The following is a 12,018-nucleotide window of genomic DNA, read 5'->3' as shown; positions in this document are numbered from 1 at the left end:
GATGTACGATTTGTCAATGGGCAATAGAATGGAAAATTTACATTTTACTGTAGAAAGGATGAAGCAGATGGGAAATGATTTTATGGAATTTCAATCGTTTAATATGATCTTTTTTATCGTATTTGGACTCATTGCTATTGTAATGATTATGGGAATTGTCAAAACGATAGGAGCGGGCCTGTCCAATCAAGCAGCCGAACGGATACAACGTTCATGTAAGGTTGTGGATAAACGGACGAGAGTGCGTGGGGGATCAGGCGATTTTTCAGCTTCGACATATTATTATATCACCTTTGAGTTTGACGGGGGTGAGCGTATGGAGCTGGAGGTGAAGGATACGGACTTTGGTATGATTGTGATCGGGGATCGTGGGGAGCTTCATTATAAAGGTACACGTTTTCTGGAGTTTGTAAGAGTAATGGAAGCATAAAGGTGTTGGCGGGGAGTTAGTATTGCCAAAACAAATACATAATTGGAGGGAAGATTACGATGCCGCATATCATTGGAAAACGAATAGTATTGAGAGAATACCGTCAAGAAGATGTACCAGATATCCGAAAATGGGTCAATGACCCGGAAATCACACGTGGTTTAAGCGACGTGTTTATCTACCCGCATTCACAGGTGAATAGCGAATCCTTTGTGCAGATGATGATTGACGGCAACCCCGAGATCAAAGGTTTTGTCATTGCGCATAAAGACACACTGGACTATATCGGACAACTGGATTTATTCAAAATCAACTGGGTAAATCGGCACGCTACCCTTGGTGTTGTGATCGGGCGTGACGGTGACCTGGGCAAAGGTTACGGACGGGAAGCGATCCGGCTGTTACAGAAATTTGCATTTCATACGCTGAATCTGCATCGTCTGGAGCTGGAGGTCTATGCGTTCAATGAACGTGCACACCGTTGCTATTTGGCATGCGGCTTCAAGGAAGAAGGTCGGCTACGGGAAAAGCTATTCAGGGAAGGGCAATACTATGACATTATTCAGATGGGGATTTTGCGAAGTGAATATGAGGCTGCACAGCAAGCGACGGAATCCTGAGAGTGCAACCTCATAAGCTATATTACTCCGTCAGCTTTCTTCAATTTTTTATGAGTGAAATCACGGGGACTACGCTCATCCTTTTTTTATTAGCTAAAGGACTTTCTCTGCAGAGTGCCAACTTCTTACTGGTTGTATTCTTTGTAAGTATTTTTCTGTTTGAGATACCCACGGGGGCTATTGCAGACAAGTATGGAAGAAAAATTTCTGTTATTTTGGGACTTTGTTGTTTTCTAGTCTATAGTGTGTTGTTCGTTTGGACAGATCAAATCGGGGTGCTTGTGTTTGCGCAAGTCTTTGGAGGTCTGGCTATATGTTTACAATCAGGTTCGTTGGAATCATGGGTTGTGGAAAATAGTGATAAGCCCATGGAAGTTCTTTTTACAACCTCTAACAGTATACAGTACATTTCGGGATTTATTTGTGGTCTGTTGGGGGCCTTCCTCGCAACTTTTAACTATTCACTTCCATGGGCGGCTAGTATTTTATCTATTATTGTATGCATTTTTCTATGTTTCTTTTATATGGATGAGGAGAATGTTGCACATCGAAAGACGTCTAATACTCGCATTAAAACGATTATCGGAGAAAGTGTCCGTATCGGTTTTGAAAATAAGTCTATCTGGATTGTGTTTATGATTGGCTTATTTATCAGCTTTTCGAACTCGGCGGGGAATACATTCCAACAGCCACGTCTGGTTGGCCTTTCTGAACAAGGGATTTGGATTATGGGGTTTATCAAGGCAGGGTATTCACTATGTATGACTTTGGGAAGTTACCTGGTTCGAAAGCTAGGCGCACGATTCAGTGATGTACATATACTTATGTATGCCTGCGGCATGATTGGGATATGGCTCATTTTAGCCGGTGCGTTCAACACATTTTATCCTGTGCTGCTTACCTTTTTGATCTATGAAATTGGGCGCGGCATGTACCCGGTTGCCAAACAAATTTTTCTGAACAAAAGAATCTCTAATGAGTATCGTTCTACACTACTATCTCTGGATTCTGCGATTTCACAATTAGGCATGTGCATAGGTTTAATCGTGACAGGGATCATCAGTCGTAATTTTACGGATTTGTCTTCCGATCAAACACCTATTCAAATATCTTGGGTGATGTGTGGGGGGATTGCGTTGATTCCAATCATTTTATTGTTTTACGTCAATCGTGTATCAGGGAAAAGTAATTCTTGGAAAGAAAAAGAAACCAAACAGAATATGTAATGTAAAAGTTAATGTAGAAGGGCTGAACAGCATGGTCTGTCAGCCCTGTAATATTTCATTAAAAGACAAACCCTATTTTTCGCCGTACCACAGCTTCAGCCGATTTTGGATTAGGCCAGTGTAGATTTCTTCAGCCTTTGGCACACCCGCCTGATCCAGCTCTTGGAGCATGCGGTCATACACAGCGTCGAACTGATCTGGCTTGGCGAGTACGGCCTCAGGAATCCGTTTGCGTACAATGTCCTGTGACTTCTGATAAATAACATTGTAATTTGTATTGGTCGGAACAGGCATGTTGTAGGCAGCCCCCCACTCTTTTACCGGAAAATCCTTTTCGTTCGGGAACAGGTCTTTCCACGTCTGGGCTTTGTATGCCTGAAGGGACTCTTTTTCGGCTTGACTATAATTTTCGGTAATCATCTCCGGATAATTGGTTGTGTAATAGTTGCCAGAAGGGTCCTTTACGCTATCGCCGTAATGTGGCCCCCATATCCAGTACAAACCGATTCCTGACTCTCTACTAAAAGAAGCATTATCGGTGTTTTTACGTTGTTGCACATCCGCCGGAATGACACGTTTGCCGTTCTCTACATTGTAATGCTGGCCTTCAATTCCCCAATTGCGTAAAATTTGCCCTTCGTCGGAGGCCAGAAAATCCAGAAACTTGATAGCTCGCACCGGATTTTCACATGAGGTTGTAATTCCGATCCCGGATGCGGTATCGAAGCCAATGGGCTGGAGGGAATGATCCTCGTATTTCTCATTTAAAGTGACTGGAAAATGGGCGTAAGTGAATTCATCCTTACCTGCTGCCTTGAGCGCATTTTCGGCATCTTGATAGTTCCATTCCTGATCAATGAGTCCGATGACACGGCCTGCGGCGATTTTGGACTTATACTGATCACTTTTTTGCACAAAAGTATCCTTATCCAACAGTCCTTCATTGTACATATGGTTCAACCAACGGAAATATTCACGTTCTTCTGGGCGCTTGTAGTGAAGAATGGCTTTGTGTGTTTTAGGATCAATATAATATTCGCCATCGTCGGGTCCACCTGTAGCAGTAACAGCCGGGTTAGTCACTGTAATTTGAATTTTCCAGTCTTCGGCATCAAGTGATAGGGGGATGGTTCGCTGGCCATTGGTAGTAGGGTATTTGGCGACATAATCTTTAAGTGCTTTTTCAAAATCTTGAACGGTGCGGATTTTAGGATATCCAAGCTTCTTAAGTGCCTGATGCTGGATTTCGAAGCCGGCTTGTGCATCAAACGCGATGTGATCCACACCCAAATTGGTCGGGATCGTGTAGATGGCTGGATCTTCACTACTATATTTAATACGATTAAAATAGTCTCCATACACTTTCTTAATGTTAGGGCCGTATTTGTCAATGAGGTCGGTTAGGTCAATGAGTGCTCCGGCATCGACCAGCTTGCCAATGTCTGATTTGGGGTACACGAGATCTGGATACTCTCCGCTCGCTGCCATTAAAGCAAACTTTTCCTCGCCTCGGCCATTGACAGCATGTTCAGCATTTAGCGTAACGCCCGTTTTCTTGATAATTTCCTGCCCGACAGCATCCTTCATGTTGTTCCAGTTAGAGCTGGAATCACCGCCAAAGAAAGTAAATGTAATAGGGCTGGTGTCATTAGGATCTTCCTTTTCTGCCTTACTGCCTGTTCCGTTCGCACAGCCCGTTGTAACGAGCAGCAGCAAAGACAGGAGCAGGATGGAGCTCTGACGTACCGACCTGTTCATGAACATTTGCAAATCCCCCTTAATAAGTATGATTTACACAATGTAAGTGCTTTCAATAGTAAATTGTAGGAAATAAAAAACCTCACGTCAAGTTATTTATAATTGTTTGTTATGCGGTTTGTTTTTTTATTAAGCAAACATATTTTGGTGGAGGGTGTGGATTTGTACAAATCTATCATTTGATGATCTAAAACAAAGTATGCTACGATGGTACCAGTTTATAGGTACACCCGTGTATTAGAAAGGTTAAGGTAGAAAAAGATTCCGAATAGGGTTGGGTGAGAAGATGCGTGGAAAAGTAACGTTGCAAGAAATTGCGGATGCGGCGGGCGTTTCAAAGTTCGCTGTTTCGCGTGCACTGTCAGGCAAACCCGGTGTAAGTGACGAAACAAGGGCGGTTCTGGTCAAGCTTGCTGCCCAGATGGGCTATTTTCGCAGTCATCCCAAAATGACAGGGGTAGAGCCTCGGGACACAGATCCCAGAGAATGGTCGGGTACCGTGCTAGTGTTATTTCCGAATATTAGGTACCAGAACAGGGAATCCAGGTACTGGGGGCCTGTATTTGAAGGGATTTCCGAGCGTCTGAACCGTAAGGGTATGGATATGATCACGTTAACGGAGCCCTCGACTGAAGATACGTTTTCTCTACTGAACCCGGAGGCGATTAAAGGGATTATCACAGTAGGAACGATTTCAACTTCGTTGTTGCTGAACATTTATCGGATGGGTATTCCGGTCGTTATGGTAGATCATTGGGATTCTGCATTTTTAAGTGATACGGTGTTTACAGATAATCGCACATGCATGAGTGAATTAATGAAGGACTTGCTGTGCAGGGGCTATACCCGCTTTCAGTTTGTGGGTCATATTGATGACGCTCACAGTTTCTACGAACGCTGGGAAGCTTGTCGTTCCACACTGGAAATGAGCGGAGTAGAATTGCGGCAGAATAAAGCGCTTCTTCACGGAGGAGCGCAGGCGCTTGCTGAGGAAATGGACAAGTTGTCTGAGGACGAACTGCCTGAGGTTTTTGTATGTGCTAATGATGTGACTGCTGCGCAGGTCGTGGATGTGCTGAAAGAAAAGGGGATTGACGTTCCGAGGCGTTGCGGAGTGACCGGGTTTGACGATACGAATGAACAAATGCCGATTTATGCCACGGTGAGAGTGGATAAGGAATTGCTGGGAATGCGTGCAGTGGACCAGTTGTTGTGGCGCATAACGAACCCGGACTCGCCTGTCGAGAAAAAATTGCTACATGCTGAGCTATTCGTACGGGAAGTTCATGCACCCCGGATCAGTCGGGAAAATGATGACCGTGAGCGTTCCATCAGCACAATCACATATAGTTAATGTCCAGGTACGTGTTACACCATACACCGTGAAGACGAAGGAGGTCGCTTTTAGCCTGTTTAGGGGCAGAGGGCGACTTTTATTTTGTATTTTGTCATTTGTTCCAAAAAACAATTGACTACTTTGTTAGCTTAATGTTATTTTTGTTATGTTACTGATGAATCCAGATGTTCCCAATCATGCTTATAGGGAGGCTTGTGACGATGGTTAATGTGATAGGGTTGGATGGCTGGAGGTTTAGGGAAGCACAAAGTGATGAGTGGCTCAGCGCGAAAGTGCCGGGTTGTGTGCATACCGATCTTTTACGACATGGCAAAATTCCTGATCCGTTTATCGGTATGAACGAGATGGAGGTACAGTGGATTGATAAGCAGGATTGGGTATATGAAGCCCATTTTGAGATAAATGCAGATCAGCTTCAATGTCAATGTGTAGAGTTGGTGTTGGAAGGTCTGGACACATACGCGGATGTAAAAGTGAATGGTCAATCTGTCTTGTCAGCCAATAATATGTTTCGGGTATGGAGACAAGATGTGAAGGCATTTGTTCAGCAAGGGGAAAATCGGCTGGAAATCAGTTTTCGTTCTCCGATTGCTGAAGATGTACCCAAGCTGGAAAGCTTAGGTTATGGACTCCCTGCACCCAATGATCAGTCCGAGATAGGTGGTTTGTCCGACAAAAAGGTAAGCGTTTTCGCACGTAAGGCTCCCTACCACTATGGTTGGGATTGGGGACCGAGGCTGGTGACGAGCGGTATCTGGAGAGAGGTCCGGATCGAAGCGTGGTCCGGTCTGATCGTGAGAGACTTGTTTATTCGACAGGACGAGGTGAATTCGGTAGGGGCTAAACTCATGGCAGTGGTAGAGATCGAAAATGCAGATGAGATTAGAGATGCCGAGTTGCGTATTTCCGCTGACGGGAAGGTGTGGTCCAAGCCAGTTCGGCTGCTGAAGGGGAAGCAGACGGTGGAGCTGGAGCTGGAGATGAAGAAGCCGAAGCTGTGGTGGTGCCGTGGGCTGGGGGAGCCGCATCTATATACGTTTGTGGCCGAATTGGTGGAACAAGAACAAGGAGCTGTAATCGCGGAAAAATCAGTAAAAATGGGACTGCGTTCCATCCGTCTTGTACGTGAACGGGATGCAGCAGGAGAGAGCTTTTATTTTGAACTGAACGGAATTCCGGTGTTTGCAAAAGGGGCTAACCATATTCCGAATGACAGCTTTGTCACTGAAGTTACGATGGAACGATATCGGTATGAAATTGCCAGTGCAGCCGCCTCGAATATGAATATGTTGCGGGTGTGGGGTGGCGGTATTTATGAACAAGACGTATTTTATGAGCTTTGTGATGAATACGGTTTGCTCGTGTGGCAAGATTTTATGTTCGCCTGCAGCATGTACCCAGGGGATGAGGATTTTATGGACAATGTGGCACAGGAAGCCGAGGACAATATCAAGCGGCTGCGTCATCACCCCTGCATTGCCTTATGGTGCGGCAACAATGAGATCGATTCTGCATGGGCGCATTATGAAGAGAATGGAGGCTGGGGCTGGAAAAAGGACTACACACCTGAGCAACGGGAGCGCCTGTGGGATGATTATGAAACGCTCTTTCATCGGATTCTACCGGAGGCGGTACACACCTGGTCTGCGCAGACGGCATATTGGCCCTCCTCCCCACTGATTGACCTGACGAGAGATCGGAACCAGCATGCCCATCGGTCTTCAGCTGCAGGTGATATTCATTATTGGGGTGTATGGCACGCGTCTGAGCCGTTTGAGAATTACCATGTCCATGTGGGCCGTTTTATGAGTGAATATGGTTTTCAGTCCTTTCCTGAATACAAGTCCGTTCGTACTTATGCGGAAGAGAAGGATTTGGAGCTGGAATCTGCGGTGATGCTGGCACATCAGAAGAACGATGCGGGCAATCGTCTAATTAAAGAATATATGGGGCGGTACATGCGAGAGCCAAAGGATTTTACAAGTTTTCTTCCCATGAGCCAAATTTTACAGGCAGAAGCAATGAAAGTAGCTATAGAGGCGCATCGTCGTCACAAGCCTTATTGCATGGGAACATTATACTGGCAAATGAATGACTGCTGGCCCGTTGCCTCCTGGTCGAGTATGGACTATTTTGGTCGTTGGAAAGCGCTCCAATATACGGCTAAGCGCAGCTTTGCCGATGTGCTGTTGAGTGCAACAGATACAGGACAGGGGAATAAGGCCCTGCATCTGGTCAACGATACACTAGAGCCGATATCAGGAACGCTGCGGCTGACGCTTTTGCATATCCGTAGCAGCCAGGCTATTCGTGAAGAAAACGTTAAGGTAAATCAACCAGCAGGCGGTGCAGGAATTGTACATATACTGCCTATCGACAAATGGCTGAGTGGCCTGAAGCGGGCGGAGCATATGCTGGTCGCGCGTCTGACGCAGAATGGTGAACAGGTGGCCTCTGGTGAAATTTATTTTGCAGACACAAAAGAGATGGATTTACCGCAGGCAAAAATTGAAGTGACAGAGATTCAGGGAAGTGGAGGCAGCAGATTCATGCTGTGTTCGGATGTACTTGCTAGACACGTGTGGCTATCGGCAGAGCAGGAAGGTATTTTCAGTGACAACCATCTGGATCTGGCTCCCGGTATTCCAAAAACAGTGGAATTCTTGGCCTTGCGCAACGGTTCATCAGCATTTGTGACAGCTGCGCCGGGTACATTGACAGTACATTCATTGGTCAATTGGATACAAGGTTAGACAACAGTAAAAGCTTATCCGTCTTTAAGTAGATGATGGATAGGCTTTTTTTATAATATAAATTTATTTTATGATATGTAGAGCGTTTTCATAATGTTAATATACATAACAAAAGAGGGTTTTCGACTTAAGTGATAACAGATCATTTGTAAGAAATCTATCTATTTAGCATCTAATTTTGGTAGAATAGGTTCAAAGTATAATCAAATCCGCATTAAAACTGACATCACGAGTATGCTTAGTGTTGAGCGAAGCCCTATAGAGAGGGTCATGAAAGCATTAGGCGGCAGGGGGAGGACATGATGCGAAAGAGCTGGTACAGGAGATTGCTTTTTTCCTATTTCCCGATTTTTATGTTAACGGTGTCGATCCTCATTTTTTTATCCTTCCTGATTGTAAACGAAATATCGCGCAATGAAACTGGAAAGGCGAATCGGATTACAACCGGATTTGTGCTGGACAGTGTGGAGAAGTCGCTGACAAAGGTAGAAATGGACGTATTAAGCGAGGCGGAGACGAACAAGAGCTACAGTTCTTTTCTGAATGGGCAGGCGCAAAGTGGCAGCACGATGCTGTATGGGCTGGTTGGAAGCCTACGCGCGCTTAAGGATAATCATGAACTGGTACATTCCGTTTATATTTATCGAACGAAGGATCACACGGTGTTAACGAGAAGTGGACTTCAGGATGCTTCGACATTCGGTGATTATCCGTATATTGAGCAGGCTCTTCGGTCGGAGGATCGGCAGTGGTCACCTGTGCGGGAATGGACGGAGCCGGGAACACATACGTCAGAACGTGTGATTTCGATGCATAAGCGCCTCCCGTTGCCTTTTGGAGGACAAGGGCTACTGGTAATCAATATCGGTGTGTATCCGTTGCAGCAAATGATTGGTCAAATGACGAATCCGACAGTTTCCTATCTGGTGATTAATGATGCTAGCGGTCAAACCATTTATCCAGCTGCATCCGGTACAAAAGATGCTGTAAAAGCAGAGGACGGGCAGCAACTGACTCATCTGATGTCCCCCCGGCTGGGATGGAGTTTTGAAAGTGGTATTCGTGCCGGACAGTTGTTCGAGTGGGTGTCTGTTATCTCTTACGTCTGGATTGTAGTTGGATTGGCTGTTGTTATATTAGCGGTGATCTACATTATTTATGTGACCCGTAGAAATTACAGGCCAATTCAGCTGATGATGCAGCGTATTCAACAACTGCCCAGCCGTCCGGGTGAGGAAAACAACAAGGACGAGCTGTGGATGATTGATCATGCGTTGCAAAGTCTGATTCGGCAAACGATTGATTATGAACAGCAGGAGCATGCGAATATACTCATTCGGCGGCGGCAGCTGTTCCTTGATCTTATGGAAGGTACAGGCACCGAAACGGTAGAGCTTCGGCTGAATGATCTTTCTCCTTTTGCGGATGGCGGGAAGAGAGGTGTTACTCTGGTTTATGCTGTCATGGTGGTAGAGTTGCACGATCTGGATCTGCCACAGACAGCAGACGGTAGCAGACATTTAGAGGATCATGGGGGCGAAGATCAGCGTTTAAGCCTGTCGTTGCTTGGTGTGGTACAGGAACTAGCAGCTACCTATGGATGGCAGGGCTGGGCAGAATGGATGAGTCGTAAAAGAATTTCCATTTTATTGCGGAAAGAGGTAGATGATGGGGAAGGCTTACTGGGTGTGAAGCTGCAAGAAATGGCACAAACAGGCTGTGAGTGGCTGCATGGGCATCTGGGTGTACAGCTCACGATTGGGATAGGCGGCCAGATTCATGAGTTGGCGCATGTTCAGGATTCCTATCGGTCCGCCATTTCTGCTCTGCGGTACCGGTTAACGCTTGGAGTGCGTGATATTGTAACCAGTGAACAGGTTCCGCAGGCTGATGACATTCCATTATACTCCTATTTGCCGCTGATTTCGGAGACGATTCGTTCTTTTCGGCTGGCGAGCCACGATTGGCGTGTACAGCTGGAAGGACTATTTGGGGCAATGGAAACAGACAAGCTGAAGGATGGAGATATTTTAACGGTAATGCAGTGGCTGCAAGAGCTATTGGAACGAGAAATGCGTGAGATGAAGGATGTATCGGGGGCACTGGATCGTTATTTTAACGGGCCGGAAGCAGAACGATGGAAATCTGAGGTCGAGTCTGCTTCTTCATTGGCTGTGATGCATACGCTAATGCTGGAGCACATGACCACTGTGTATCGGACTTATGTTGCCGCCAGTGAAACCAAAAGCTACCGGGCTATGGTTAGCGAAATGAAGCAATATATTGAAGAGCACTATACGAATCCGGATTTATCGTTAAATCATTTGAGTGAACGTTTTGATGTGTCACCTAAATATGCTAGTCATCTATTTAAAACAGAATTTGATATGAAATTCGTCGATTTTTTGACCCGGCTCCGTATGAATCATGCCCAGCAAATGCTGTGTAACACGACCGAGACGGTTCAGCATATTGCGACTCAGGTTGGTTATGCCAATTCGATTACCTTTGGGCGGGTATTTAAGCGGGTAGTCGGCGTAACGCCGGGAGATTATCGCAAGCTGAGATTAAAACCGGAGGATTCATTAACAGGGGGAGCGCTATAGGCGCTCGCCTTTTTTGTTTTTTTCATTAAAAGGGGGAGTAAAGCGCGTCAGTTTATGGGGCGGAATTTAGTTTATTGCGGCACAGGTGTTCAAATGCGATACTTATGTCCATATCTTGAACCTACAGGGCGTCAACAGCCGATGTATTGGCAGGCATGATGGCGAACCGGAATGACGGAGGATGGCTATGGCGGACATGTATGTACAAAAGCAACACAGGGATGAGCCGAAGGCTTCCGGCTGGGCCGCAGGCATTGATGTTGGCGGGACGAAGACGCTGATCTGTATCGGCACAGCGGAACAGCAAGTAGTGGTGAGGCATAAATTTCCGACGGTTCATACGAACGATGCCCATTTTTTCTTTGAGAGTCTATTCGAGGAGCTGGAACATTGTCTAAAACAGGAAGGCTTGTCGCTGGCACAGTTAAAAGGCATAGGTATCGGTTTCCCCGGTGTGGTAGATAACGATAGCGGAACGATTACCCACGCCCCGGCAATTCCATGGAGTGTTCAAGATCGTATACATGGCGACAGTACGCATGGCGGTAATGCGCATGAAAGTATACGATCTATCGTTGCACACCGATACAGTGGTCGCTTGGTGCTGGATAATGATGTGAATATGGCTGCTTTGGGAGAACAATGGTTAGGGGCAGCTCGGGGATTACGGCATGTGATGATGATAACGGTGGGAACAGGTATCGGTTGTGGTCTTATTTTAAATGGAGAGATGTATAAGGGAGCCGCAGGCGGAGCAGGTGAGATGGCTTACTGGATTGCAGGCGAGGAACAGGCATGGCAAGCAGCAAAACAGAAAGGGACGGACGAGTTCGGTGTGTTCGAATCTTTGACATCGGGTACAGCGATAACGCGCAGTGTAAAATCAGCACTCGCCTCTGGCATACCAGGAACACACATGATCCAGCTGGCAGGAGGAAACAGGGACGAGGTAGGGGCGAGACATGTTTTGCAAGCGGCGTCCGAAGGTGATGTAGAAGCACGGATGATTTTAGAGCCTGCACTAGTGCATATGGCGATGGCTTTGACGAATGTGATCAGCCTGCTGAACCCGGAAATGATCGTTGTAGGTGGCGGTGTAGCAGAAGGTAACACGTATTATTTGGATGAAATTCGGCAAAGAGTAGCCTTATGGACGGATATTCCTTGTACTATTGTACCTGCTGGTCTGGGGAATGAAGCCGGGGCCATCGGAGCATTGGCTACGATTCTGGGCAGCTCGGTACGCTAAACAACAGGGAGGTTTCCAG

The 12,018-nt window shown here is 46.2% G+C and carries 8 protein-coding genes; 7 read left to right on the top strand and 1 reads right to left on the bottom strand.

Translation table 11 applies throughout. The features are described from left to right. Window positions 1–67: 67 nt before the first annotated feature. Genes MHB54_RS03250 through MHB54_RS03240 form a run of 3 tightly spaced genes read left to right on the top strand, consistent with a single transcriptional unit; the run spans window position 68 to window position 2,276 of the window. A complete protein-coding gene (locus MHB54_RS03250; protein WP_023988085.1) occupies window positions 68–430 on the top strand; it encodes a DUF2500 domain-containing protein in 363 nt (120 codons plus the stop codon). Window positions 431–489: 59 nt separating this feature from the next. Next, window positions 490–1,050 (top strand): GNAT family N-acetyltransferase, encoded by a 561-nt coding sequence (locus MHB54_RS03245; protein ID WP_053325186.1) that lies wholly within the window; start codon window positions 490–492, stop codon window positions 1,048–1,050. A 2-nt stretch (window positions 1,051–1,052) separates the two neighbouring features. Continuing rightward, complete coding sequence (locus MHB54_RS03240; protein WP_076264281.1) at window positions 1,053–2,276, top strand: MFS transporter; 1,224 nt, start codon at window positions 1,053–1,055, stop codon at window positions 2,274–2,276. Between the two features lie 72 nt (window positions 2,277–2,348). Here the strand turns inward: MHB54_RS03240 and MHB54_RS03235 are convergent, their stop codons facing one another. Further along, window positions 2,349–4,040 (bottom strand): ABC transporter substrate-binding protein, encoded by a 1,692-nt coding sequence (locus tag MHB54_RS03235; RefSeq protein WP_023988087.1) that lies wholly within the window; start codon window positions 4,038–4,040, stop codon window positions 2,349–2,351. Window positions 4,041–4,320: 280 nt separating this feature from the next. Here MHB54_RS03235 and MHB54_RS03230 point away from each other — a divergent pair, with 280 nt between their 5' ends. The 4 genes from MHB54_RS03230 to MHB54_RS03215 all read left to right on the top strand — a co-directional run bounded on the left by MHB54_RS03230 (window position 4,321) and on the right by MHB54_RS03215 (window position 11,999). Beyond that, complete coding sequence (locus MHB54_RS03230; protein ID WP_023988088.1) at window positions 4,321–5,388, top strand: LacI family DNA-binding transcriptional regulator; 1,068 nt, start codon at window positions 4,321–4,323, stop codon at window positions 5,386–5,388. 203 nt (window positions 5,389–5,591) lie between these two features. Beyond that, window positions 5,592–8,144 (top strand): beta-mannosidase, encoded by a 2,553-nt coding sequence (locus tag MHB54_RS03225; RefSeq protein ID WP_023988089.1) that lies wholly within the window; start codon window positions 5,592–5,594, stop codon window positions 8,142–8,144. A 299-nt stretch (window positions 8,145–8,443) separates the two neighbouring features. Then, on the top strand, window positions 8,444–10,750 hold the full coding sequence (locus MHB54_RS03220) for a helix-turn-helix domain-containing protein (protein WP_048481499.1): 2,307 nt from the start codon (window positions 8,444–8,446) through the stop codon (window positions 10,748–10,750). Between the two features lie 187 nt (window positions 10,751–10,937). Further along, complete coding sequence (locus MHB54_RS03215; protein WP_023988091.1) at window positions 10,938–11,999, top strand: ROK family protein; 1,062 nt, start codon at window positions 10,938–10,940, stop codon at window positions 11,997–11,999. Window positions 12,000–12,018: the final 19 nt, after the last annotated feature.

The sequence above is a fragment of the Paenibacillus sp. FSL M7-0802 genome, assembly GCF_038004945.1.
Classification (GTDB): Bacteria; Bacillota; Bacilli; order Paenibacillales; family Paenibacillaceae; genus Paenibacillus; species Paenibacillus polymyxa_B.
This window is presented reverse-complemented; position numbering and strand designations above follow the sequence as displayed.

Excerpts from the sequence above, each read along its gene's own strand:
- MHB54_RS03250 (WP_023988085.1), top strand. The coding sequence starts at position 68 with ATGGGAAATGATTTTATGGAATTTCAATCGTTTAATATGATCTTTTTT.
- MHB54_RS03245 (WP_053325186.1), top strand. The coding sequence starts at position 490 with ATGCCGCATATCATTGGAAAACGAATAGTATTGAGAGAATACCGTCAA.
- MHB54_RS03230 (WP_023988088.1), top strand. The coding sequence starts at position 4,321 with ATGCGTGGAAAAGTAACGTTGCAAGAAATTGCGGATGCGGCGGGCGTT.
- MHB54_RS03235 (WP_023988087.1), bottom strand. The coding sequence starts at position 4,040 with ATGTTCATGAACAGGTCGGTACGTCAGAGCTCCATCCTGCTCCTGTCT.
- MHB54_RS03225 (WP_023988089.1), top strand. The coding sequence starts at position 5,592 with ATGGTTAATGTGATAGGGTTGGATGGCTGGAGGTTTAGGGAAGCACAA.
- MHB54_RS03220 (WP_048481499.1), top strand. The coding sequence starts at position 8,444 with ATGATGCGAAAGAGCTGGTACAGGAGATTGCTTTTTTCCTATTTCCCG.
- MHB54_RS03215 (WP_023988091.1), top strand. The coding sequence starts at position 10,938 with ATGGCGGACATGTATGTACAAAAGCAACACAGGGATGAGCCGAAGGCT.